The 22,469-nt window shown below is 53.7% G+C and carries 22 protein-coding genes, 2 tRNA genes and 1 pseudogene; 17 read left to right on the forward strand and 8 right to left on the reverse strand.

Annotated features, from left to right (window positions below; all coding sequences use genetic code 11):
• Window positions 1-83 (reverse strand): annotated as a pseudogene (locus ACI43T_RS07620) (outer membrane protein assembly factor BamD); the annotation flags it as partial.
• 244 nt (window positions 84-327) lie between these two features.
• Here ACI43T_RS07620 and ACI43T_RS07625 point away from each other — a divergent pair.
• The 3 genes from ACI43T_RS07625 to ACI43T_RS07635 all read left to right on the forward strand — a co-directional run bounded on the left by ACI43T_RS07625 (window position 328) and on the right by ACI43T_RS07635 (window position 3,077).
• Window positions 328-831, forward strand: coding sequence for an ApeP family dehydratase (locus ACI43T_RS07625; protein WP_405386280.1), 504 nt, complete (start codon window positions 328-330; stop codon window positions 829-831).
• Between the two features lie 285 nt (window positions 832-1,116).
• Entirely contained in the window at window positions 1,117-1,845 is a 729-nt protein-coding gene (fabG, locus tag ACI43T_RS07630) for a 3-oxoacyl-ACP reductase FabG (RefSeq protein ID WP_293276817.1), read from the forward strand.
• Window positions 1,839-3,077 carry a beta-ketoacyl-ACP synthase gene (locus tag ACI43T_RS07635; protein ID WP_377081790.1) on the forward strand — a complete coding sequence of 413 codons (1,239 nt, stop codon included), beginning with the start codon at window positions 1,839-1,841 and terminating at the stop codon, window positions 3,075-3,077. Before fabG ends, ACI43T_RS07635 begins: the two co-directional genes overlap by 7 nt.
• 57 nt (window positions 3,078-3,134) lie before the next feature.
• Here the strand turns inward: ACI43T_RS07635 and ACI43T_RS07640 are convergent, their stop codons facing one another.
• The 3 genes from ACI43T_RS07640 to ACI43T_RS07650 all read right to left on the reverse strand — a co-directional run bounded on the left by ACI43T_RS07640 (window position 3,135) and on the right by ACI43T_RS07650 (window position 4,711).
• Window positions 3,135-3,752 (reverse strand): 4'-phosphopantetheinyl transferase family protein, encoded by a 618-nt coding sequence (locus ACI43T_RS07640; RefSeq protein ID WP_405386283.1) that lies wholly within the window; start codon window positions 3,750-3,752, stop codon window positions 3,135-3,137.
• 81 nt (window positions 3,753-3,833) lie between these two features.
• On the reverse strand, window positions 3,834-4,352 hold the full coding sequence (locus tag ACI43T_RS07645; RefSeq protein WP_297957396.1) for a hypothetical protein: 519 nt from the start codon (window positions 4,350-4,352) through the stop codon (window positions 3,834-3,836).
• A 283-nt stretch (window positions 4,353-4,635) separates the two neighbouring features.
• Window positions 4,636-4,711, reverse strand: a tRNA-Ile gene (locus tag ACI43T_RS07650).
• 72 nt (window positions 4,712-4,783) lie between these two features.
• On the opposite strand from ACI43T_RS07650, the gene ACI43T_RS07655 reads away from it, so the two are divergent.
• The 5 genes from ACI43T_RS07655 (at window position 4,784) to ACI43T_RS07675 (ending at window position 8,199) form a co-directional block, all read left to right on the forward strand.
• On the forward strand, window positions 4,784-4,906 hold the full coding sequence (locus ACI43T_RS07655; RefSeq protein ID WP_377081797.1) for a hypothetical protein: 123 nt from the start codon (window positions 4,784-4,786) through the stop codon (window positions 4,904-4,906).
• Between the two features lie 100 nt (window positions 4,907-5,006).
• A complete protein-coding gene (gene ubiD / locus ACI43T_RS07660) occupies window positions 5,007-6,485 on the forward strand; it encodes a 4-hydroxy-3-polyprenylbenzoate decarboxylase (RefSeq protein WP_070613632.1) in 1,479 nt (492 codons plus the stop codon).
• Window positions 6,486-6,774: 289 nt separating this feature from the next.
• A complete protein-coding gene (locus tag ACI43T_RS07665; protein ID WP_405386286.1) occupies window positions 6,775-7,284 on the forward strand; it encodes a hypothetical protein in 510 nt (169 codons plus the stop codon).
• Window positions 7,285-7,316: 32 nt separating this feature from the next.
• On the forward strand, window positions 7,317-7,517 hold the full coding sequence (locus tag ACI43T_RS07670; protein ID WP_377080251.1) for a hypothetical protein: 201 nt from the start codon (window positions 7,317-7,319) through the stop codon (window positions 7,515-7,517).
• A gap of 121 nt (window positions 7,518-7,638) precedes the next feature.
• On the forward strand, window positions 7,639-8,199 hold the full coding sequence (locus tag ACI43T_RS07675; RefSeq protein WP_405386288.1) for a GNAT family N-acetyltransferase: 561 nt from the start codon (window positions 7,639-7,641) through the stop codon (window positions 8,197-8,199).
• Window positions 8,200-8,275: 76 nt separating this feature from the next.
• Here ACI43T_RS07675 and ACI43T_RS07680 read toward each other — a convergent pair whose 3' ends face one another.
• Complete coding sequence (locus ACI43T_RS07680; protein ID WP_405386290.1) at window positions 8,276-8,866, reverse strand: NAD(P)H-dependent oxidoreductase; 591 nt, start codon at window positions 8,864-8,866, stop codon at window positions 8,276-8,278.
• 102 nt (window positions 8,867-8,968) lie between these two features.
• Here ACI43T_RS07680 and ACI43T_RS07685 point away from each other — a divergent pair, with 102 nt between their 5' ends.
• Window positions 8,969-9,871: a LysR substrate-binding domain-containing protein gene (locus ACI43T_RS07685; protein ID WP_405386292.1), complete on the forward strand. Its 903-nt coding sequence runs from the start codon at window positions 8,969-8,971 to the stop codon at window positions 9,869-9,871.
• Window positions 9,872-10,156: 285 nt separating this feature from the next.
• On the opposite strand, the gene ACI43T_RS07690 is transcribed toward ACI43T_RS07685, so the two are convergent.
• Window positions 10,157-12,274, reverse strand: coding sequence for an AsmA family protein (locus ACI43T_RS07690; protein ID WP_377080259.1), 2,118 nt, complete (start codon window positions 12,272-12,274; stop codon window positions 10,157-10,159).
• A 191-nt stretch (window positions 12,275-12,465) separates the two neighbouring features.
• On the opposite strand from ACI43T_RS07690, the gene ACI43T_RS07695 reads away from it, so the two are divergent.
• Window positions 12,466-13,344, forward strand: coding sequence for a chorismate mutase (locus ACI43T_RS07695; RefSeq protein WP_009174129.1), 879 nt, complete (start codon window positions 12,466-12,468; stop codon window positions 13,342-13,344).
• Between the two features lie 219 nt (window positions 13,345-13,563).
• Here the strand turns inward: ACI43T_RS07695 and ACI43T_RS07700 are convergent, their stop codons facing one another.
• Window positions 13,564-14,436 carry a c-type cytochrome gene (locus ACI43T_RS07700; RefSeq protein WP_405386295.1) on the reverse strand — a complete coding sequence of 291 codons (873 nt, stop codon included), beginning with the start codon at window positions 14,434-14,436 and terminating at the stop codon, window positions 13,564-13,566.
• A 411-nt stretch (window positions 14,437-14,847) separates the two neighbouring features.
• Between ACI43T_RS07700 and ACI43T_RS07705 the strand changes: the two genes are divergently transcribed.
• A tRNA-Arg gene (locus tag ACI43T_RS07705) sits at window positions 14,848-14,923 on the forward strand.
• A gap of 59 nt (window positions 14,924-14,982) precedes the next feature.
• Here ACI43T_RS07705 and ACI43T_RS07710 read toward each other — a convergent pair.
• Entirely contained in the window at window positions 14,983-16,176 is a 1,194-nt protein-coding gene (locus tag ACI43T_RS07710; protein ID WP_405386297.1) for an amino acid aminotransferase, read from the reverse strand.
• Between the two features lie 155 nt (window positions 16,177-16,331).
• Between ACI43T_RS07710 and folP the strand changes: the two genes are divergently transcribed.
• From folP to ACI43T_RS07740, 6 genes are all read left to right on the forward strand, one after another.
• Window positions 16,332-17,195, forward strand: a complete 864-nt coding sequence (gene folP / locus ACI43T_RS07715) for a dihydropteroate synthase (RefSeq protein WP_405386299.1) — start codon at window positions 16,332-16,334, stop codon at window positions 17,193-17,195.
• 101 nt (window positions 17,196-17,296) lie between these two features.
• A complete protein-coding gene (gene glmM, locus ACI43T_RS07720; RefSeq protein ID WP_009174125.1) occupies window positions 17,297-18,637 on the forward strand; it encodes a phosphoglucosamine mutase in 1,341 nt (446 codons plus the stop codon).
• Window positions 18,638-18,811: 174 nt separating this feature from the next.
• The gene (locus ACI43T_RS07725) at window positions 18,812-19,504 is read left to right on the forward strand and encodes a DedA family protein (RefSeq protein ID WP_405386301.1); all 693 of its coding nucleotides are present in this window, start codon (window positions 18,812-18,814) and stop codon (window positions 19,502-19,504) included.
• Between the two features lie 80 nt (window positions 19,505-19,584).
• The gene (locus tag ACI43T_RS07730; protein WP_405386303.1) at window positions 19,585-20,574 is read left to right on the forward strand and encodes an asparaginase; all 990 of its coding nucleotides are present in this window, start codon (window positions 19,585-19,587) and stop codon (window positions 20,572-20,574) included.
• Window positions 20,575-20,635: 61 nt separating this feature from the next.
• Window positions 20,636-21,754 carry a tRNA (uridine(54)-C5)-methyltransferase TrmA gene (gene trmA, locus ACI43T_RS07735; protein ID WP_405386305.1) on the forward strand — a complete coding sequence of 373 codons (1,119 nt, stop codon included), beginning with the start codon at window positions 20,636-20,638 and terminating at the stop codon, window positions 21,752-21,754.
• On the forward strand, window positions 21,738-22,436 hold the full coding sequence (locus ACI43T_RS07740; RefSeq protein ID WP_405386307.1) for a hypothetical protein: 699 nt from the start codon (window positions 21,738-21,740) through the stop codon (window positions 22,434-22,436). The genes trmA and ACI43T_RS07740 overlap by 17 nt, the downstream gene beginning before the upstream one ends.
• Window positions 22,437-22,469 lie beyond the last annotated feature (33 nt).

Genomic DNA, 22,469 nt, shown 5'->3' on the forward strand with positions numbered 1-22,469 from the left:
TTGCCGGCCAGAATGCGTCTGCTGTCCGCTGCCAGCTGCGGTTTGCCCAGCTTCTTATATGCCAGCTCCATCATGGCCAACGATGTTCAACATGCGGGCTTCCGCAAATGCCCTTTACGTGTTGGAGACTCGGTAAGGGAACCGGCCTACGGCGCGCTTCGGCTTCGCAAAACTGCCAAGTCAGAAACAACTCTTGACTATGGCCGCTTGTTTCGCTTCTGAATTATTTTAAGTTTATGAAAAATCTATAGATAGATATGATGTAACACGGTAATTCGTTATAATACTGCCTTTATGAGTCAATTTCAGACGGCTTTGTCAATTTTCATGTTCAATTTTACTTGTCCTATTGAAAATCCTGCCTTTCTGTTACCACACAGCGGGCATATGATTCTTATCGATCGTGTGCTTGAGTATGGTGATGATTATGTTTATGTTGAGGCGAGGGTAGATGAAAAACATATTCTTTTGCATGATGGCGCCTTGCCCTCAACGGCAGGAATGGAGATTATGGCGCAGTCCATCGGTGCATTTGCGGGAATACAAGCTTTATTAGCAAATGAACAAGTGAAGCTGGGTTTTTTATTAGGAACGCGCAGATTGGACTTGTATGCAGAAAATATTCCAATTGGAACAAAATTATTGGCAACAGCCAAAGTTTCCACTCAGGACAACAATGGTATGGGGGTGTTTGACTGTGAGCTGCGCTGGACTGACGCACCGGAAATGATAAAACATTTGTTACCTACTGACGGCTTGTTGGTGCGGGCTGCCCTGAATGTGTACAGTCCGAAAGATGCGAAGGTTGGAAAAGAAAGGAGGCCAAGCTAGCACGCAAAGATAGTCTCGGCAAATTTAATTGGGTGATTTTGGCAAATGACGACACTGCGTTCAAATTTTGTAAAGATGCACGCAAACAGATTGGCTATTTATTTTTTGTATGTATGGCATCTTGAATATAGGCAATATGTATGACGTCGGGGTTCTGGTTCGATTGGAGCAATCATGGACGGGACAGATTCTATAATGAGAGGTCGTTGGCGAAGTACCTGCAACAGGCCGTCTGAAAAATAATTTTTTAAGTAACCCGTTAAGCTCAAACGAAAGAAAAACTCCATGACCGAAACCATTTTAATCACAGGCTCCAACCGTGGCATAGGCAAAGCCGTCGCACTCGGTTTGGCTGAGGACGGCTTTGATATCGTCCTTCATTGCCGCAGCCGCCGCGATGAAGCCGAAGCCGTAGCGGAAGAAATCCGCGCTTTGGGCAGACAGGCGAGGGTGTTGCAGTTTGATGTGTCCGACCGTGCAGCCTGCCGCGATATTTTGACTGCCGACATCGAAGCAAACGGCGCGTATTACGGCGTGGTGTTGAACGCCGGACTGACGCGCGACAATGCCTTCCCCGCGTTTTCAGACGACGATTGGGATTTGGTGCTGCGTACCAATTTGGACGGTTTTTATAATGTATTGCACCCGTTGACCATGCCGATGATACGCCGCCGCAAAGCCGGACGGATTGTGTGTATGGCGTCGGTGTCCGGTTTGACCGGCAACCGCGGGCAGGTCAATTACAGCGCGTCCAAGGCGGGCTTGATCGGCGCTGCGAAAGCCTTGGCGGTCGAACTGGCGAAACGCAAAATCACCGTCAACTGCGTGGCGCCGGGTTTAATCGATACGGAGATTGTCGATGAAAATGTACCCGTCGAAGAAATTTTGAAAGCCGTCCCCGCCGCGCGTATGGGGCTGCCGGAAGAAGTGGCGCATGCGGTGCGCTTCCTGATGGATGAAAAAGCGGCGTACATCACGCGCCAAGTGATTGCGGTGAACGGAGGTTTGTGTTGAATACCAGAAGAGTCGTAGTAACGGGCATAGGCGGCATTACCGCCTTCGGCCGCGATTGGCAAAGCATACAGGCGGCGTTTAAAGCTGAAAAAAATGCCGTCAAATACATGGATTGGCGCGAACGTTTCCCCGAATTGGAAGCGCAACTGGGTGCGCCGATTGAAGGCTACACTCCGCCCCAACATTGGACGCGCAAGCAGCTCAGAAGCATGGGACGCGTGTCGCATCTGTGTGTCGATGCGGCGGAACAAGCCCTGACGGACGCAGGTTTGCTTGGCGACGAAAGCATTACCGACGGACGCATGGGCGTGGCGTGCGGTTCGTCTGTCGGCAGTACCAAAGACATCGGCGATATGGGCGAACTTCTGAATACCGGCACATCGCGCAATTTCAACGCCAATACTTATGTGCGCATGATGCCGCATACGACCGCCGCCAATATCGGCATCTTTTTCGGATTGAAAGGGCGCATCATCCCGACATCGAGCGCGTGTTCGTCCGGCAGCCAAGGCATAGGCTATGCCTATGAGGCGATTAAATACGGCATGATAGACATGATGCTGGCGGGCGGCGGCGAAGAATTTTGTCCGTCCGAAGTTTATGTCTTTGACTCGCTCTACGCCGCCAGCCGCCGCAACGGCGAACCCGAACTGACCCCGCGTCCTTACGACAACGGACGCGACGGCTTGGTCATCGGCGAAGGCGCAGGGATTTTTGTGTTGGAAGAATTGGAACACGCCAAACGGCGCGGTGCGAAAATCTATGCCGAACTCGTCGGCTACGGTGCCAACAGCGACGGCAGCCACGTTACCCAGCCGCAAAAAGAAACCATGCAGAAATGTATGGAGCTCGCGCTGCAAGACGCGGGCATTACGCCTGACAAAGTCGGCTACGTCAGCGGCCACGGTACGGCGACTGAAAAAGGCGATATTGCCGAAACGCTGGCGACCGAAGCCGTGTTCGGATTCATTCCCATGAGTTCGCAAAAAAGCTATCTCGGCCATACGCTCGGCGCGTGCGGTGCGCTGGAAGCGTGGTTCACCATCGAAATGATGAACAGCGGCTGGTTTGCCCCAACCGTCAATCTGAACGACATCGACCCGCGCTGCGGCAAGGTGGACTATATTTTGAGCGGCGGCCGCGAAATCGAAACGGATTATGTAGTCAGCAACAATTTCGCTTTCGGCGGCGTGAATACTTCGTTAGTGTTCAAACGCTGGCAGGCTTATTAGCAACCGAATGACAGATTTAGTCATGATGAGGCCGTCTGAAAAGCAGGGAAACCTTTTTCAGACGGCCTCTAGTTTGCCCAGACTATCAACATTCAAGTCGCCGTAAAAAAGCCAATCGATTCGGACATCTTCGCCACGCCAGACGCAGGCTAAGGTAAAGTCCGGGGTCAGCCGGGCAGTAATGCCGTGCCAGCCATTTTGGTGCGGTACACGTAATCCGCCAACTTCATTGCCGTAAAACCGATAACCGACGTTTGCCATATCGGCAGGGAAATTCAATCCAGCGGCTTTCAGCAGGGCTTCTTTGGTACACCATAAGTGATAGAATATTTCCGCCTGCCAGTTGTGGCGGCAGAGGTATTCTTGTTCTTCGGCGGTACATACCCATTCGGACAGCGATCTGAAGTCGCGCGGACGGACAGCTTCTAAATCTACTCCGGCGGGTATCGGGCAATCGGTACACAAAAGGGCGGCAAAACCTTTGCTATGGCTGAGCGAAACAACGGGGGAATCTGCCAGTTGTTTCAATGCACGGCTGACTTTCCAATCGGTGCGTTCAGCCAATTGTGGAGCATGTTCGATGCGGTGCCGGTCGTGTGAATTCAATAAATTATTGCGATAGGAAGCGGCCAGCAACGGGTCTCCGAGCAGACAGCGCAGAATACGGTCGGTCATGAGGATGAAAGCAAAAAACGGCTAAAACAAAACCATCGGCAGATAAATATCCGATGGTTTTGTTTTTGTGTCGGGACAAATTTAGTTGATGCTGCCTTTTAAGACTACGCGGCTGTTCCAAGTACCGATGTGGCATTCGTATTCGCTGCCGCCAACGGTTCTTTTGTCAAAATAGCTGACTACCTGAACGGCATGTTTGTTGCGGCGTTGGGCAGTGCTTTGGAAGCGTTTGACGGCGCTCAGGAAGGCACGTTGGCAGGTTTCATCGGGGCTTTTGCCGACTGCGTTGGCTACTTGGCGGGAGGTCAGGGTCGCACCGCTGGTATTGCCATAGGAAACGCGGATATTGGGATCCAATACGGATTTGGCTTCTTCGGAACTCAGAGCGGTATTGGCTTTGCACATATAACCGTCGTTTTGGCCCTTGTTATTGATTTTTCGGCCCTCACCGATGCTTCGGCAGGCTGAGGACGAATTGGTTGCGGTTGTTGCGGATGTATGATTGCCGCCGGCGTCGGCGGAAGAGCTGTGACCGCTGTTGGCACAGGCTGTCAGGGCGATGGCGGCGGAAATCAGTAAAAGTTTGGAAAATGTAGCCATAACTTTGCTCCAAGAAATAATTTTAAGGGATGAATTGACATAGGAATTATATCGCACACCCCGTATGTTAACAAAGTGTTTGTTTAGGTAGGACGTAAACGTACAAATCGGATGGCAGGTAATCAAATAGTTTGCAGGCCGTCTGAAAAAGTTAAGAATGCGTTGATGGAGGCAAAAGATGCGGTGGTTGCCGGTGTAGGCACAAATTGGGCACACAAGAAAATGCAAAATAAAAAAGTTGCGCCAAGTGAAAGTGCAACCAATTGTTTGATTTATGTATTTTTGGTGGGTCCGGTGGGGTTCGAACCCACGACCAAGGGATTATGAGTCCCCTGCTCTAACCCCTGAGCTACAGACCCTCCGAGGTAAGGGCGTATTGTAGCACAAAACGGCAGGGAGGCAAGCCGACGGGCGGGATCGAAGGAGGTATAATGACGACTCTTGTAAAATACATTACCGGTCATGAAAAACCGTACTTACTATATCTTGCCTCCGCCGGACATATGGCGGTGATACCGCATTCTTTCCGTGCCGATTTTGGCGCGGTCGGTTAATTTGGCGGCGTTGGACACATTTATCCCGCCTTATCGGAATAACAACGCAAAACCGCTATAATACCGTGCATCATTATTGAGGCCGTCTGAAAGCCGAACCATGAAATACAAAGACCTACGCGACTTCATCGCTATGCTCGAGCAGCAAGGCAAACTCAAACGCGTTGCGCATCCCGTTTCCCCGCATTTGGAAATGACCGAAATCGCCGACCGCGTGCTGCGTGCCGAAGGGCCGGCGTTGTTGTTTGAGCACCCGATTAAGCCCGACGGCACGCGCTACGATTATCCCGTGTTGGCGAACCTGTTCGGCACGCCCGAACGCGTGGCGATGGGCATGGGTGCGGACAGCGTGTCCAAGCTGCGCGAAATCGGGCAGACGCTGGCGTATCTGAAAGAACCCGAACCGCCCAAAGGCATCAAAGATGCGTTTTCCAAACTGCCGCTGTTGAAAGACATTTGGAGTATGGCGCCGAACGTGGTGAAAAATGCGCCGTGTCAGGAAATCGTGTGGGAAGGTGAAGACGTTGATTTGTATAAACTGCCGATTCAGCATTGCTGGCCGGAAGACGTTGCGCCGCTGGTAACATGGGGCTTGACCGTCACGCGGGGCCCGCACAAAAAACGTCAGAACTTAGGCATTTACCGTCAACAGTTAATCGGCAAAAACAAGCTGATTATGCGCTGGCTGTCGCATCGCGGCGGCGCGCTGGATTATCAGGAATTCCGCAAACTCAATCCCGATACGCCGTATCCCGTCGCCGTCGTGCTCGGCTGCGACCCCGCCACCATTTTGGGCGCGGTAACGCCCGTCCCCGATACCTTGAGCGAATACCAGTTTGCCGGACTGCTGCGCGGATCGCGGACGGAGCTGGTGAAATGTATCGGCAACGATTTGCAAGTGCCTGCACGCGCAGAAATCGTGCTGGAAGGCGTGATTCATCCAAACGAAACCGCGTTGGAAGGTCCATACGGCGACCACACGGGCTATTACAACGAGCAGGATCATTTCCCCGTATTCACGGTCGAACGCATCACCATGCGCGAAAACCCGATTTACCACTCCACCTACACGGGCAAACCGCCCGATGAACCCGCCGTTTTGGGCGTGGCGTTGAATGAAGTGTTCGTACCGCTCTTGCAAAAGCAGTTTCCCGAAATCACCGATTTCTACCTGCCGCCTGAAGGCTGCTCCTACCGCATGGCGGTGGTCAGCATGAAAAAACAGTACGCCGGACACGCCAAGCGCGTGATGATGGGCTGCTGGTCGTTCCTGCGCCAATTTATGTACACCAAATTCATCATCGTGGTCGATGACGACGTGAACGTGCGCGACTGGAAAGAAGTCATCTGGGCGGTAACCACGCGCATGGATCCCGTACGCGACACCGTGTTGGTGGAAAACACGCCCATCGACTACCTCGACTTTGCCAGCCCCGTCAGCGGACTCGGCGGCAAAATGGGTTTGGACGCAACCAACAAATGGCCAGGCGAAACTGACCGCGAATGGGGACGGGTGATCAAAAAAGACCCTGCGGTTACGGCTAAGATTGATGAGATTTGGGGGGAGTTGGGGTTGTAAACCAAAGTGCAGGCTGCTTTTTGCACCTCCCTAACCAGAAAGCAGCCTGCACCTTTTGGAAGGCCGTCTGAAAGCAGCGTTTCAACAAAATTTCCAAACAATATTAGGTATTTTTGAGCATAGAAACACGAAAAACAGCAGTCGTAAATCAGATTCTCGAATCCGATATGTTCGGCATAACGGTTTATCGGATATAAGTATCCGACCTACGGCTGCTGTTTTAAATAAATTACAGGTAATACTTTATATGCGTTCGATATCATTCAGTTTTTATTTTAATGGATAGTCAATGAATTCCTTTGATTTTTTTGTGCAAGGCAATTTTAAAAAAATTGCAATCGAACAAGGTTTAGACCGTAAATATTTTATATTCCAATTTATCTTATGTAATTTATCTGCCGTTTCCACTTTTTGTTTAATGAAGATTATTCATACCTATACTATTCTTTATATATTAATAATGGTAATTGGTATTATTAATGGTTTTCTCTTGAGAAGTAGGGTTCTATTTATAGTAAAAAATAAACAAAAATTTTTATCTAGCATTTTTCCCTTGGATATGTCTTTCTTTTTTTTAGAATACAAAATACCTATCTTGGCCAGATTCTTAAATAGGGGGATGAAATGGCTTTATCTCCTAAGTTTTTTCTGTTTATACAGTATTTGTTTCTCGATATATATTCTTAATGAAGAAGGGGGGTGGATTCCTTATTTTGTCTGCTATTGGTTTGGATTCTGTTATCCAGCATGCAATTATATCGTTTTTTTATCCCGAGATTATAAACGTATCCAACCATAGCAGGACCCAAACCCCGATTTGAAAGGATCACCGTGAAATTATCCGCCCGTATCGCCGCTTTCCCGCTTGCTGGCGCGTTGTCGCAACCGATGGGGCAGACGGTGGAAATCGTCAATCAATGCCCGCACGACATCACCATCCGCACCAAAGGGCTGTTCAATCCGTGGCGCAAAGTCTTCAACCGCCGAACGCTGGAAGCAGACGGGCACATGCAGGAAACACAATTTTATTGATGAGATTTGGGGGGAATTGGGGTTGTAAAAACAGGCGTTTCAGGCAGCCTGCACCTTTTGGAAGGTCGTCTGAAAGCAGTGTTTCAACAAAATTTCCAAACAATATTAGGCATTTTTGAGCATGGAAACACGAAAAACATCCCGCCTAATCCTCCGCCCTTGGGCGCTGACCGATGCCGAAGCGGTGTATGAACAGGCCCGCAACCCTAAAATAGGGGCCATGTGCGGCTGGCCTCCTCATACCAGCGTGGCGGAAAGCCGTGAGATTATTGAACACGTCCTCCGAAAGGCGCATAGTTTTGCCATTTGCTTGGACGATAATAAAGCGATAGGCAGCATCGGCCTGCTTTTTCAAAACGATAGCATCCTACCACTGAGCGACCGTGAAGCGGAAATAGGTTATTGGCTGGGCGAAGATTTTTGGGGAAAGGGCTATGCAACCGAAGCGGTGCAATCAGTGGTCGCCTATGCTTTTGAGGAATTGTCTCTGGTGCGGCTTTGGGGTGGAACTTATCAGGAAAATACCCCTTCGCAACGCGTGCTGGAGAAATGCGGATTTTATCCTCATCACACTGAAGAATACTTCTTTTCCAAGCCGACGGGCGAGACGCATAGGGCAGTAATATATGCGTTGGAGAAAGCATGGCGTCTGGCATGTCGTCCTTATTTTCAGGCCGTCTGAAAGTAGGGTTCGGACTGTTTCTGGCGTGTGCTTTTCAGTGTCGGTAGGTCGGGCATGAATGCACGACCTACGGCTTCTACCCTCTACCGAACACCTTCTCCAAATGCGCCCGATAATCCGCCAAATACCGCTCCACCTGCGGATTCTTGATCACATCGTTGCAGATGAAGGAGGGCAGCCGCGTCGTGCCGAGGAACTCGTTGGCTTTATGAAAATGGAAATGCACGCCATCCACGCCCGCGCCCTCAAAGAAATCGCCTTCGCGGGTAAACGCTTCAATCGGCGCGTTCCAAGTGGATGAAATCATGTGTTTTTTGCCATGCAGCAAGCCGCCCGTGCCGTAGCCTTCCGTCGGGTTTACACGGTGGCGGCCGTCGTTGGCCACCAGCTTGTTCTCGCCCACGCCTGCGGTAAACACTTCATCGATATATTTTTTCACCGTCCACGGCTCGCCCATCCACCAGCCGGGCATCTGCCAAACCACCGCGTCCATCCACAGCCATTTTTCCACCTCGGCATCTTTGTCGTAGCCTTCTTCAATCACGGTTTCCTTCACCGCATAGCCGAGTGCGTTCAGCGTGTTGCACGCGGTTTGGTGCAGCGTGTGATTCAGGCGGCCGACGGAATGGCCGAAATGTTGGCCGCCGTCAATTAACAGAATATTCATGTTTGTTCCTCAAATAATTGCGTTGAAAAAGCATTATTATACCCCGATGCTTTATAATGAAAACAGCAATAATTGCAAAACACTTTTCTAGGAAAAGCAACAATGAAAACCCATTCAGACGAACTGGCCGTGTTCGTGCAGGTGGTGGAAAGCGGCAGTTTCAGCCGCGCGGCAGAGCGGCTCGGGCTGGCCAACTCCGCCGTCAGCCGTACCGTGAAGCGGCTGGAAGACAAACTCTCCGCCAACCTGCTCAACCGTACCACGCGCCAACTGCGGCTTACCGAAGAAGGCTGCCGCTTTTTCGAGCGCGCGCGGCAGATACTGCACGACATTGAAGCTGCTGAAGCCGAAATCCTCTCCGCAGGCGGCGCGCCGCAGGGCGTGCTTCGGGTGGATTCTGCCACGCCCACGCTGCTGCACCTCGTCGCTCCGCTGGTACGCCCGTTCTGCGAACGCCACCCGCAGGTGTCGCTGCTGCTCACCTCGTCCGAAGGCTACATCGACCTCATCGAGCGGCGCGTGGACATCGCCATCCGCGCAGGCAGCCTGCACGACTCCGCCCTGCGCGCCCGCCATCTGTTTGACAGCCGTCTGAAACTCGTTGCCGCGCCCGATTATCTCGCCCGCCGCGGCACGCCCCAAACCGTCGCCGACCTGTCGCAGCACACCCTCATCGGCTTCTCCGAGCCCAAAACCCTGAACAACTGGCCGTTTGCCGACACCGGCCACACGCCTTACGCCGCCGTGCCGCAACTGTCCGCCAACAGCGGCGAAACCATCCGCCGCCTGTGCCTGGAAGGCAACGGCATCGCCTGCCTGTCGGATTTCACCGTCGCCGCCGATATTGCTGCGGGACACCTGCACGAACTCCTGTCCGACCGCGCCTTGAACGAAGCCAAACCGTTTTACGCCGTCTATTACGGCGATAATGCAGTCAGCCCGAAAATCCGGGCTTTTGTGGATTTTTTTGCGGAGCAGTTGGAGAGGAAGGCTCTGAAAATATAGCTTCAATGAAGTTTTAATACATAACAAAGCAGCCTGCATTTTGAATCTCCCAAGTGCAGGCTGCTTTTCTATTTTTCAAACAGCCTTCAGCTTCTAAAGGCCGTCTGAAAACCTGATTTCAGACGGCATATCAATTTGCTCTTGCGGCGGTTTTCAGAAACACCGGCGGTATATTGTGGTGAATGCGGTAGGATTCGGAAAGGCGATGGGGGCGACATTTCGGACTCATGTGTAGAGAATAAGCAAAGGCCGTCTGAAACATTTGTTTTCAGACGGCCTTTGTCGTTATTCGCGGTTCGGATTCAGCCATTGCCATTGTTCTTTCAATGTGTTTTCAAGGGCTTTCTGTTTTTCGGCCGGAGTGCTCAGACCGTTGGTCAGGCGGCTGTAATCTATGGTGATGGACGGATTGTTAATCGGACCGTTGATTTTGAGCGGGATGGGTTTGGCCTTCGGATTGCGGGCGTTGCGTATCAGCATTTCTTCCGACAACTCTTGTTTGCCCAAGTCGGTAAAGCCGTTGCTGACAATCAACAGGCTGTCGGATGTAACTTCGGTATTGAAGTGGCGGCTGATACCCTGGTCGATGGTGCTGGTGAGCGAGAAGCGGCGGAATGGGGTACGCGGGATTTCGCCGTTGTGCCCGCGGCGCGAAATGGTGCCGCTTTGCATGATGTTGTCGATGTCTATGCCCAGCCATGCGCCGTTGGAAACATTGAGCGTGAGTGTGCCTTTGAGTGTTTTGGTCAGGCTGGTCCGGTCTTGTCCGCGGGCAGTCAGGTCGATAACGGCATCGCCTGTGCCGCTGATGCTGTTGACGGTAAGAAGGTCTTGCAGCAGGCGGCGTACCTGTACGCCCTGCGCGTTCTGTTGGAGGTGGTAGGACGGCGGCTCGGTGTTGGCCATGCTGATGCCGCCTTCGGTTTTGCCGCCGTAAAGTCCGGCTTTGAAGTTGCTCAGGGCGATATGGTCTTTGTCGGCGGAAAGCAGGGTTTCGACGTTGTCCAGTTGCAGGCCGGGCAGGGTGATGGCATCGATTTTGATTTGGGCCTCAATCGCAGGCGCACCGGAGCGGCTGAGGAATCCGGGATAAGCCTTGCCGGAATGTGCTTGCAGATCGTCCCAGTAAGGGGTGAGCGAGAGTTTGCTGAGGGCGATGCCCGCTTCGAGGCGCGGCTGTTGCTCCGGTTCGGCGGCATATCGAACGGTCAGTGCGGCGGGCTGACGGTCGAATAAGCCTTTGAACTGACCCTGCCAGTGGTTCAGGTCGGGCATGGAGAACGAACCTTCGAACGCGCTGATAAAGCGCGGCCGCGGAGCCTTGACGAGAGTGTCTTGATGGGTGTTGATGCGCAGGCCGTCTGAAAACGCGCCTTTGCTGCGCTGCCAGATGGCGGGGCCGGAAAGGGTGAATGTGGTGTATTGCTGCTCGGTTTTGTGGCCTGCGTTGAATTTGAAGTTGTCGAGCACCGCGATGCTGGGGCGCAGACTGACTTTGTCCAGCTCCAGCGAACCGTCCCAGCGGCTTTCCGATGTGCCGGCGGTAAAGGCGCTGCTCAGGGCGTTGAGGCTCAGGTGATTGTTTCTCAGGGTAATCAGCGGGCTTTGCGCGGTCAGGTGCAGGTTGTGGAACGAGCTGTCGGCACGCAGGTTGAAGTTTCTGGCTTGAAGGGTGCTGCTTTGCGGTTGCCAGAGCAAAGCGCTGTCAGTGCTGACCGTCAGCGTATGGTCGTTCAGACGGCCTGCCGCTTCCAAGTGGAACGAAGGGGTTTCCCAGTTGCCGCCGGACGTCCGCCAGATGCCGTTGCCCTGCCAGCGCAGCGGCAGCGTGTCGTGTTGGAGCGTACCGTTGATTTTAAACGGCCTGCCGCCTGCTTCGGGCCGCTGCGTGTTCAGGCCGAAGTTTTCGATTTTGTAGCTGCCCTGCGGCAGGCGCACATTGATACGGCTGCTTTCGATAATGAGGCGGTTGGGGGTGGAGCCGGCGGGCTGTTGCCATAAATCTTGAAGGTTCCAGCCGTCGGGGGTTTGTTCGAGTGTGGTGTCCGCACCGGAGACTACCCATTTTTCGATGGGCGCGTTGTCCGACCACAGTGCCGACCAAGCAAAGCCGATTTTTGTTTCGCGGATGAGGATGGCCGGATGGTTGCCGTCGGGTGTGCTGATGACGACGTTTTTCAAGGTGAGGGTGGGGCGCGGCAGCAGGCTGCGGCCGACCGACCGGTCGAAATTGATGGTACGGCCGGTTTTGCGGATGAACGCTTCGGTATGGCGTCGGACTTGATCCGTGCTGAAAACATGATGCAGCAAGACATTCAGGCCGATGGTGGCGAGAATTGCAGCCAAGATGCAAAAGGCAGCCAGTTTCAGCCAGAATTTTCCAGAATGCAGCAGACGAATCATGATAGGGGCACAGAGTAAAACGGTTGACAGTATAGCATAAGGCCGTCTGAAAACTTTAATTTGCCATGATGTCCGACCGCCGGCGGTTGTTCGGCGGCGACAGCGGATTATGTTAACATCGGTTGCGGCAGCCCCTGTTTTCAAACAGAGCGGCGCGCCGGATTCGACAGCCTGTTTCAGGGAGGGTAGACATGATTATTGTAATGCAGAAAAAGGCGGGTGCGGAGGAAGTGGCCCGCGTGGTCGGCATTATCCGCAGCCGCGGCCTGACCGAACATATTTCGCAGGGCAGCGAACGGACGGTTATCGGCGCCGTCGGCGACGAGCGGGTGTTCCGGTCCAACGAATTGGACAATCTGCCGGGCGTGGAGCGCGTTATCCGCATTCTTAACGACTGGCAAACCATCAGCCGCGAAGTGCAGCCCGAAGACAGTGTGATTCACGTTCGCGGCGTGGCTTTCGGCGGCAGCAGGATGCTGGATATTACCGTGGACGAGCAATCCGCCGGACGCGCCGATGCAGTGTATGCCGACCCGTTTTATCTGCCTGCGCGCGCTTATACGGGGTGGGATACCGGCAAAGGCAGGGCGCAGGAAACGGATATGAAAGACAGCCTGCAACGTCTGCATGAGGCAGGTAAACCGGTGTTGGTGCGGATACGCGACGTGCGCCAGATTGAAGCGGCGCTGGCGGCGGAAGCGGACATTTTGTATCTGGGCGGCGAATTGATGGACAACCGGGCCTTGCAGGATGAAGTAGGCCGTCTGAATACACCGGTGGTACTATGTAAAGACAAACACCATCGCGCGGACGACTGGCTGGTAGCGGCAGAACACATCGCCCAGCGCGGCAACCGCCATGTGATTTTGGGCGAGGCGGGTACGCTCAGTTTCGAGCCGGAACATACCCGCCGGCTGGACGTCGACGCCATCGTGCGCGTGCGGCGTGCGAGCCATTTGCCCGTTATCGTCAATATTACACGCCTGTGGCACAACGATATGCCGCAGAACGTGTTGTATAGATTGGCGGTGGCAGCCGGCGCAAACGGGGTCATCAGCAGCCTGAAGTGAATTTTCAGACGGCCTGCCGCGTCCGTTGAGGGGCGATTAAAAGATGCGCGGAAACGGCAGCCGGAAACTGCCTGATGCCGCCGTTTCCACCCAAGGTCTGAACCAAATCCGTTATCGCTTTGCCGTGATTTGGTCGGTGCACACACGCAATCGGGTATAAAAAAACGCACCGTATCGCAGACGGTGCGTTTTTTTTTTTTCGGCTTTCAAAGCGGGCTTTTAGAATTTGGCACCCGACTGATTGGCCATGTAGTCAACGGCTGCTTTGACTTCATCGTCGCTCAGGCCGGAATTGCCGCCTTTGGCAGGCATGGCGTTGAAGCCTTCGAGCGCGTGTTTGTGCAGCGTGTCCTTACCTTGTTTGATACGCGGTGCCCAGTCTTCTTTTTTGCCGACATGGGGAACGCCGGGAACGGCGCCGCCGTGGCAGGCTTGGCAGCTTGCCTCATAGACTTTTTTGCCGTCCGCACCGCTAGAGGCGGGAGCGGCCGCTCCTTTGTCTTCCGCTTTGGCGGCATCTGCTGCGGCAGGCGCGGCAGATGCAGTGCCGTCGGTTGCAGCGGAAGCGGCGGCGGGAGCCGCACCGGAAGTCGCTGCATCGGCAGGAGCAGCAGCGTCAGGATCGGGGAAGCTGGCCCCGCCTTTGTTGGCCATATAGGTAATTACCCGTTTCAATTCCTGATCGGTCAAATCGGCCGCGCCGCCTTTGGCAGGCATGGCGTTAAAACCGTTCAAAGCGTGTTGGAACAGGGTGTCGAAGCCTTGTGCGATACGGGGCGCCCAATCGCCTTTGTTATCAAGTTTGGGCGCATTGGGGACAATGCTGTCGGCTGCGTGGCATTGGATACAGATTTTGTTGAAAATCTGATCGCCTTTGCGTTCGCCGACGGCGATGCCGTCGCCCATCGTAACCTGTCCGACAGGCTGGATGCGGGTCTGGGTGGCGGATTCGGTGGTGGCAGCTACGTCTCCGAAAGAACCGCTGCCTGCCAGTTTGATGCAGAAGAAAACGACTGCAAGCAGGATAACGATGCCGCTCACAAGGTTGAATAATGCCGAGCCGCCGGCTCTGATATTACTTGGTTGTTTCATTTGGTAGGCCTCACCGTCAGTTTTGGATTGTGCTTTAGGTTTGTAATCGGAAGTATCCGGAGAACCGGTCGTCCGGCTTCCCGTTTGCAGGGTAATCCGGCTTATCCGGAGTACGGCGCAAAGCGGTGCAAGAGGGGGAACGGCGGGGTTCGGATGCTTTTTAGTATGTTAAATGCAATTAACAATATTTTGCTGGATTATACTGAATTCACAGGGGGTTTCCAATCGCTGATGCCGAAATTCTGTAAAAAAATCTGTAAAATAATGAAGGCGGGCTGTCTGAAACGCTTTGTTTTCAGGCCTTGCGGCGGGGAGAACGCTTTGTTGTGCAATGTAGCGCTTTATTGATTTGGCGCAGAAAATTTTGCCAATGCGGGATTTTTAAGTTAATCTTACGGCTTTCGTTGAGCCGCACCCATAGCTCAGTTGGAAGAGCGTCAGTTTCCGAAGCTGGAGGCCACAGGTTCGATCCCTGTTGGGTGCGCCAGAATAGATGGAGAGGCCGTCTGAAAATCTGTTTCAGACGGCCTCTTTGCATGGCGCGGTTTATTTCAGCACTTCGGCAAACGTATCGGCGACATAGGCAATATTCGAAGCATTCAGCCCGGCGACGCACATCCTGCCTGAATCCAGCAGGTAAACGGCAAATTCGTCGCGCAACCTGCGGACTTGTTCCACGCTCAATCCTGTATAGCTGAACATGCCGCGCTGTTTGATGAAATAAGTGAAATCTCGGTTGGGGATTTGGGCGGTCAAGACGTCATAAAGTTTCTGCCGCATGGCGCGGATGCGGTCGCGCATGACATAGACCTCGTTTTGCCACAAAGCGTAAAGTTCGGGGCTGTTCATCACGTCGGCGGCGATATAGGCGCCGTGTGCGGGCGGGCTAGAATAGATGCGGCGGACGGTGAATTTGAGTTGTCCGAACACCAATTCTGCTTCTTCTTTATTCGGGCAAACCACGCTCAAACCGCCGACGCGCTCGCCGTAGAGCGACAGGTTTTTCGAGAAAGAATTGCTGACGAACAGCGGCAATTCCATTTCCACCGCTTTGCGGATGGCGTAGGCATCGCTGTCCAAATCGCCGCCGAAGCCTTGGTAGGCGATGTCCATAAACGGAATCAGTTTGCGCGTTTTGATGATTTGCAATACTTCGTCCCATTGCTGTTCCGACATATCCACGCCGGTCGGGTTGTGGCAGCAGGGATGCAGGATTAAGACGCTGTGTTCGGGCAGGGTGTTGAAAAACGCGGTCATCTCGTCGAATTTCACGCCGACGGTGGCGGGGTCGTAATAAGGATAAGTGCCGACCTCGAAACCGGCGCCTTCAAAAATGCCGCGGTGGTTGTCCCAAGTCGGGTCGCTGACATAGGCGCGCGCTGCGGGGAACCAGCGGTGCAGGAAGTCCGCCCCGACTTTGAGCGCGCCCGAACCGCCCAAGGTTTGTACGGTAACGATGCGTCCTTGCGCGAGCGCGGGGTTGTCTTTGCCGAACAACAAATGCTGCACCGCGCTGCGGTAAGTGTTCAAACCTTCCATCGGCAGGTAGGGCGACGGTGCAGGCGTGGCGGCGCGGGCGGTCTCGGCACGGCGCACGGATTCCAACACGGGCATTTTGCCTTCGTCGTCGAAATAAATGCCTATGCTCAAATTGACTTTTTCAGGGCGAGGGTCGTTTTTGAAGGTTTCGACCAAGCTCAAAATCGGGTCGCCGGGGTAATATTCGATGTGGCGGTACATTTTGTACATCCTTGTTCGGATTCGGATAATGAAAACACGGAAAGATTGTGGCACAAAGGCCGATTGTTGACAATCGGAGGCCGTCTGAAAAACGTGCGCATATATTTTTCAGACGGCCTATAATGGCGTTTTCCCAACCATCCGCAGGAATTTTCATGAAGCCGTCCGTCTGGCAGGCAGGGCGTTTCCGTATCGACCTTGCCCAACCGAAAATCATGGGCATCGCCAACATTACGCCTGACTCGTTTTCCGACGGCGGTTCGTATTCGCAAAATGTCAAAACGGCGCTGGCCCACGCCGAGCGGCTGTTGAAAGACGGTGCGGACATTCTCGACATCGGCGGCGAATCGACGCGGCCCGGGGCGGATTATGTTCCGCCGGAAGAAGAATGGCGGCGGGTGGCCCCCATATTGGCGGAAGTGGCGAAATGGAATGTGCCCGTCAGCGTGGACACGCGGCGTACGGAGATAATGCGGCGCGCTTTGGAACAAGGCGTGGCGGACATTATCAACGATGTCGCCGCCCTGGCCGACGAAGGCGCACTGGCGCTGCTGGCGCGGCAGCCGGACACAGGTATCTGCCTGATGCACATGCGGGGCCTGCCGGAAAATATGCAGGATAATCCGCAATACGGAGATGTTGCCGGCGAAGTGGCGCGTTATCTGTCCGGCCGGGCCGAAGCGTGTCTGGAGGCGGGCATCGCCGCAGAACGGCTGGTGCTCGACCCCGGTTTCGGCTTCGGTAAAAACCTGCAACACAATATCGAGTTGATGCGGCACTTGCCCGAATTGATGGCGGAAACGGGCTTTCCGCTGCTGATCGGCGTGTCGCGCAAACGTATGATAGGCGAGCTGACCGGCGAGGCAGACGCGGCGGAACGCGTACACGGCAGCGTGGCGGCGGCTCTGGCTTCCGTGACGCGCGGCGCGCAAATCGTGCGCGTGCATGACGTGAAAGCAACGGCGGATGCGTTGAAAGTGTGGCGGGCTCTGGGCGTATTCCAGCCGCAGGCCGTCTGAAACTAAGTTTTTTGAACCGTATCTAATTCATTTTAAAACCTTAAAAATTTTCCCCAACTTTATCAGATACCGATTCGGTATCTGTAGCAACGGAGTATCACATGGCAAAAAAATATTTCGGCACCGACGGCGTGCGCGGCGAAGTCGGTCAGTTCCCGATTACCCCTGATTTCGTATTGAAACTCGGCTACGCGGCGGGACAGGTGCTGGTGCAGCATGACAGCGAACACCGGCCGACCGTGTTAATCGGTAAAGACACGCGCATTTCCGGCTATATGCTCGAAGCCGCGCTGGTGGCGGGTTTCACCTCTGCCGGAGTCAATGTGATTCAGACCGGCCCGCTGCCCACGCCGGGCGTGGCCTATCTGACCCGTGCGCTGCGCCTTTCCGCGGGTGTGATGATTTCCGCATCGCACAATGTCTATTCCGACAACGGCATTAAGTTCTTTGCCGAGGGCGGCGTGAAATTGAGCGATGAAATCGAGCTGGAAATCGAAGCCAAAATCGACGAGGAAATGAAAACCCAGCCGTCCGACCGGCTCGGACGCGCCCGCCGCATCAACGGTGCGGACGACCGCTATATCGAATTTTGCAAATCCACCTTCCCAAACCACCTTGATTTGCGCGGGCTGAAGCTGGTGGTCGATACCGCCAACGGCGCGGGTTACCACGTCGCGCCCAAGGTATTCCACGAACTCGGTGCGCAGGTGGTCAGCATCGGCGACGAGCCGAATGGCTACAACATCAATGAAAAATGCGGCGCCACCCATCCCAAAACGTTGCAGGCGGCCGTATTGCAGAACGAAGCCGACTACGGCCTCGCGCTCGACGGCGACGGCGACCGCCTGATGATGGTCGACCGCAACGGCAAAGTATACGACGGCGACAGCCTGATTTACGTCATCGCCAAAGCCCGTGCCCTCGAAGGCATCGAAATCGGCGGCGTGGTCGGCACGGTCATGACCAATATGGCGATGGAGATCGCGCTCAAAGAGCAGGGCGTTCAGTTCTGCCGCGCCAAGGTTGGCGACCGTTATGTGTTGGAACAGCTCCACCAGCGCGGCTGGCTCATCGGCGGCGAAGCCAGCGGCCATATTTTGTGTATGGACAAACACAACACCGGCGACGGCATCATTTCCGCGCTGCAAGTCTTGGCCGCACTGCGCATTTTGGGGCAGGACTTGGCCACCGTGTGCGCCGACTGGCAGCCGTATCCACAAACCATGATTAACGTGCGCATCCAGAAGGGCCAGAAATGGCAGGAAGCTTCGGCGGGCGTATTGGCCGAAGTGGAAAAAGAACTCGAAGGGCGCGGCCGCGTGGTGTTGCGCGCATCGGGCACCGAGCCGGTTGTGCGCGTGATGGTCGAAGCCAAACAGGCCGACTGGGCCAAAAAAGGTGCGGAACGCATCGCCGCGGCCATTCAGGGTTCTAAAAAATAAACGGTGCCTGCGCCCCAAACGGCAGCCGGACGGATTCTGCGTCCGGCTGCCGCCTTTATTTTTCACCGACGGCCTTGCGAACGTTTCAGACGGCCTCATCTCTTGGTAAAATAGCCCGATATGACGGAAAGGCCGTCTGAAAGCCCAACGCATTTTCTTTTGGAACCCAGCCCGATGTTTGCATTCTTAGAAGCCTTTTTCTCCCAATACGGCTACGCCGCCGTGTTCCTCGTGCTGATTGCATGCGGTTTCGGCGTGCCTATCCCCGAAGACATTACACTGGTTACCGGCGGCGTGATTTCCGGTCTGGGCCAAGCCAACGCGCATATGATGGTGTTGGTCTGTATGCTCGGCGTATTGGCGGGCGACGGCCTGATGTTTGTTGCCGGACGCGTGTGGGGGCACCGCATTTTGGACTTTAAGCCCGTTGCCCGCGTAATGACGCCCAAGCGTTACGCCCAAGTGCAGGAAAAATTCGACAAATACGGCAACTGGGTGCTGTTCGTCGCCCGTTTCCTGCCCGGCCTGCGCACCGCCGTTTTCGTTACCGCAGGTATCAGCCGCAAAGTTTCCTACCTGCGCTTTATCCTGATGGACGGGCTGGCCGCCCTGATTTCCGTACCGGTGTGGGTGTATCTCGGTTCGTATGGTGCGGAAAACATCGATTGGTTGATGGCCAAAGTCCACAGCCTGCAATCGGGGCTGCTGGTGTTGATTGGCATCGGCGCGGCCGTGCTGCTGTTTTTCTGGTGGAGGCGCCGTCGCCGCATCAGCTTCTTCCGCGCGAAACTCAGTGAATTGCGCGACAAACGTAAAGCCGCCAGGGCAGCCAAAGCCGCGAAAAACGCGGGCCAAAGTTCGGAATAGCGGCAGTCTGTCAAACACGGTTAACAGGCCGTCTGAAAGATTCGCAGTTTCTTTCAGACGGCCTGTTCACGGAAAATACAATGAAACGGAAAATTTTTGTACTCTACACCGGCGGTACCATCGGCATGAGCCGCGGCAGCGACGGCCTGTGTCCCGATACCGCCCTTGCCGGAAAAGCCCTGCAACCTTTTTCAGACGGCCTCGACTTTGATTGGCACATCTGCGACCCGCTTATCGATTCGTCCGCCGTTACGTTGGAAGACTGGCGCGGCTGGCTGGACATCCTCGCCGTAAAAATCCCGCAGTACGACGGCGTGCTGGTGCTGCACGGCACGGACACGATGGCCTATACCGCCAACCTGTTCGCACTGGCATTGCAGGGGCTGGACAAACCCGTCGTCCTGACCGGTTCGCAATGGCCTTACGATGCGGACGGCAGCGACGCGCCGTCCAACCTGGCCGTTGCCGCCGCCGCGTTTTCACTCGGTTTGAAAGAAGTGGTCATCGCCTTTGACGGCAAGCTCTATCCCGCCGTCGGCAGCAGCAAAGTCAGCACCGAAACCGCCGCCGGTTTCGCCAATCCCCATTTCGGCGCCGTCGCAGAATGGCATGAAAACACAGGTTGGCAAAACCTGATGCCGAGGCCGTCTGAAAACAACCGTTCAGACGGCCTGCAAGTATCGGTGCTCAATCCCGCCGCCGAAGTCGCCTGCCGCACCCTGATTCCCGGTTTCGCCGTCCGAGACCTTTCAGACGGCCTCAAAACCACCCGCGCCAAAGCCCTCATCCTGCAAAGCTACGGACACGGCAACGCCCCGGCCTTACCGGAATTTATCGAAGCCGTGCGGCAATTTACCCGCAAAGGCGGGCTGCTGCTCAACATCAGCCAGGTACCGCAAGGCTGCGCCGCCGCCGTCTACGCCCAAGGCGGCCCGTTGCGGCAGGCAGGCGCGTTAACCGCAGGCAAATGCAACTTGGAAACCGCAACCGCACTGCTCACCTTGGCGGTAAGCAACGGCTGGGACGCGGCAACCGTAACAAAAAAACTGGAAGAAAACCGGCTGGTGTAGGTGCCGTGCCGAATATCCGGCCGAAACCGAAAAAATTTCAAAATCAAAAGAGTAGCCTGAAATGACCGCTTATCAGCAGCAGTTGCGAGACAAAACCGATTATCTGAAAAAACTTTTCCAAGGTCTCGATTTCCCTGAAATCGAAGTTTTCGAATCTCCCGAACAGCATTACCGGATGCGCGCCGAATTTCGCATCTGGCACGAAGGCGGCGAAATGTTTTACGCCATGTTCGAGCGCGGGCAGAAAGCGAGCGGCGCAAGCCTGATACGCTGCGACCAATTTCCCGCCGCCTCCGAATCCATCAACGCCTTGATGCCCAAGCTCATCGAAGCCGCTGTGCAAAATCCCGAACTCAAAAACCGCTGGTACGCCGTAGAATTTTTGTCTGCACTAAGCGGCGAGATGCTCGTTACCATGATTTACCACAAAAAACTGGGCGAAGCGTGGCAGCTTGCCGCCGAAACTTTGGCGCGTGAATTGGGCATTCATGTCATCGGTCGGAGTAGGGGGCAGAAAATTGTTTTGACTCAAGACTATATAACCGAAGAGCTGAACGTAAACGGCAAAACCTTCCGCTACCGCCAAGTTGAAGGCAGCTTTACCCAGCCCAACGCCCGCGTGTGCGAAAAAATGCTCGGCTGGGCGTGTGATGTCGCGCAAAACCTCGGCGGCGACCTGCTCGAACTTTATTGCGGCAACGGCAATTTCACCCTGCCGCTCTCGCAGCATTTCCGTCAGGTTTTAGCGACTGAAGTGTCCAAAACTTCCGTTTACGCCGCGCAGTGGAACATCGAGGCCAACCAAAGGGACAACATCAAAATCGCCCGCCTTTCCGCCGAAGAATTTACCGAAGCCTATACCCAAAGCCGCGAATTCCGCCGCCTGCAAGAGCAGGGCATTTCGTTGAAAGATTACGGTTTTTCCACTATTTTTGTCGACCCGCCCCGCGCAGGCGTCGATGAAGAAACCCTCAAGCTGGTTTCCCGGTTCGACAATATCATCTATATTTCCTGCAACCCCGAAACCCTGCGTGCCAACCTCGACACCCTCTGCCGAACCCACACCGTCAAACGCGCCGCCCTGTTTGACCAGTTTCCGTTTACGCACCATATCGAAAGCGGTGTTTGGCTAAAAAAGAAAAATAGGTTGCAGGAATATGATAATGTGGTGGTTTGCTGAAAATTTTTTTTCAGAGAATGGTATCCTCATGAAAAAGGTAAAAACCTCCTCTTTTAACCCTAAACAGATTTCTTTTGTTTTGTTTTTTTTCTCTATTCCTTTTCTGATTGTCGGTATCGAGAATTTAAAAAAGTATGAGTATTTTATTTATGAACAACCTAAATACGCAAACCTTCATTCAGTAGAGGGTGAAATTATATTTGATGACCGTCCTCCACCTGATAGGTATAACGACAGGTTAGATGGAATCTATATTAAAACGAAGGATAAGAATATAAATATTTATTGTGATAATGTAGACAAGCCCTTGGTATCTTATGGATCTAGAAGTGGCGGTGGGCTTTATGCTCCTGGTAGATGCGATTGGATAGCAGTAAAGAGACAGAGAGAAGGGAGGTGTGAGTCTGATTCAAATAAAATATTTTGTGAAAATCCAAGAAGTTTATATGGTTATAAAATTTATGCGAAAGTGGATGAGAATATGACCGTTTATGAACTGAAGTTGAATAATGTGATGTTTTATTCTTATGATGAAATGGTTATGATTTATAAGGATAAATATATTGGTAATTTAAAATCAGACTTATCTTTTGGATTTGGTTTTTTTATAATGTCTCTATTATTTTTTATAATTAGCCGTAAAGAAAAATATAAAAAACTTAGGATTTTATCAAGTAAGTAACTAAAATTGGAGTTTTGTACATATGTCAAGAGT

The organism is Neisseria oralis, assembly GCF_045062685.1.
Lineage (GTDB): Bacteria > Pseudomonadota > Gammaproteobacteria > Burkholderiales > Neisseriaceae > Neisseria > Neisseria oralis.

What these genes read in the sequence shown, in the direction of transcription:
- ACI43T_RS07625 (WP_405386280.1), top strand. Translation starts at nt 328, where the DNA reads ATGTTCAATTTTACTTGTCCTATTGAAAATCCTGCCTTTCTGTTACCA.
- fabG (WP_293276817.1), top strand. Translation starts at nt 1,117, where the DNA reads ATGACCGAAACCATTTTAATCACAGGCTCCAACCGTGGCATAGGCAAA.
- ACI43T_RS07640 (WP_405386283.1), bottom strand. Translation starts at nt 3,752, where the DNA reads ATGACCGACCGTATTCTGCGCTGTCTGCTCGGAGACCCGTTGCTGGCC.
- ACI43T_RS07645 (WP_297957396.1), bottom strand. Translation starts at nt 4,352, where the DNA reads ATGGCTACATTTTCCAAACTTTTACTGATTTCCGCCGCCATCGCCCTG.
- ACI43T_RS07655 (WP_377081797.1), top strand. Translation starts at nt 4,784, where the DNA reads ATGACGACTCTTGTAAAATACATTACCGGTCATGAAAAACCGTACTTA.
- ubiD (WP_070613632.1), top strand. Translation starts at nt 5,007, where the DNA reads ATGAAATACAAAGACCTACGCGACTTCATCGCTATGCTCGAGCAGCAA.
- ACI43T_RS07665 (WP_405386286.1), top strand. Translation starts at nt 6,775, where the DNA reads ATGAATTCCTTTGATTTTTTTGTGCAAGGCAATTTTAAAAAAATTGCA.
- ACI43T_RS07675 (WP_405386288.1), top strand. Translation starts at nt 7,639, where the DNA reads ATGGAAACACGAAAAACATCCCGCCTAATCCTCCGCCCTTGGGCGCTG.
- ACI43T_RS07680 (WP_405386290.1), bottom strand. Translation starts at nt 8,866, where the DNA reads ATGAATATTCTGTTAATTGACGGCGGCCAACATTTCGGCCATTCCGTC.
- ACI43T_RS07685 (WP_405386292.1), top strand. Translation starts at nt 8,969, where the DNA reads ATGAAAACCCATTCAGACGAACTGGCCGTGTTCGTGCAGGTGGTGGAA.
- ACI43T_RS07690 (WP_377080259.1), bottom strand. Translation starts at nt 12,274, where the DNA reads ATGATTCGTCTGCTGCATTCTGGAAAATTCTGGCTGAAACTGGCTGCC.
- ACI43T_RS07695 (WP_009174129.1), top strand. Translation starts at nt 12,466, where the DNA reads ATGATTATTGTAATGCAGAAAAAGGCGGGTGCGGAGGAAGTGGCCCGC.
- ACI43T_RS07700 (WP_405386295.1), bottom strand. Translation starts at nt 14,436, where the DNA reads ATGAAACAACCAAGTAATATCAGAGCCGGCGGCTCGGCATTATTCAAC.
- ACI43T_RS07710 (WP_405386297.1), bottom strand. Translation starts at nt 16,176, where the DNA reads ATGTACCGCCACATCGAATATTACCCCGGCGACCCGATTTTGAGCTTG.
- folP (WP_405386299.1), top strand. Translation starts at nt 16,332, where the DNA reads ATGAAGCCGTCCGTCTGGCAGGCAGGGCGTTTCCGTATCGACCTTGCC.
- glmM (WP_009174125.1), top strand. Translation starts at nt 17,297, where the DNA reads ATGGCAAAAAAATATTTCGGCACCGACGGCGTGCGCGGCGAAGTCGGT.
- ACI43T_RS07725 (WP_405386301.1), top strand. Translation starts at nt 18,812, where the DNA reads ATGTTTGCATTCTTAGAAGCCTTTTTCTCCCAATACGGCTACGCCGCC.
- ACI43T_RS07730 (WP_405386303.1), top strand. Translation starts at nt 19,585, where the DNA reads ATGAAACGGAAAATTTTTGTACTCTACACCGGCGGTACCATCGGCATG.
- trmA (WP_405386305.1), top strand. Translation starts at nt 20,636, where the DNA reads ATGACCGCTTATCAGCAGCAGTTGCGAGACAAAACCGATTATCTGAAA.
- ACI43T_RS07740 (WP_405386307.1), top strand. Translation starts at nt 21,738, where the DNA reads ATGTGGTGGTTTGCTGAAAATTTTTTTTCAGAGAATGGTATCCTCATG.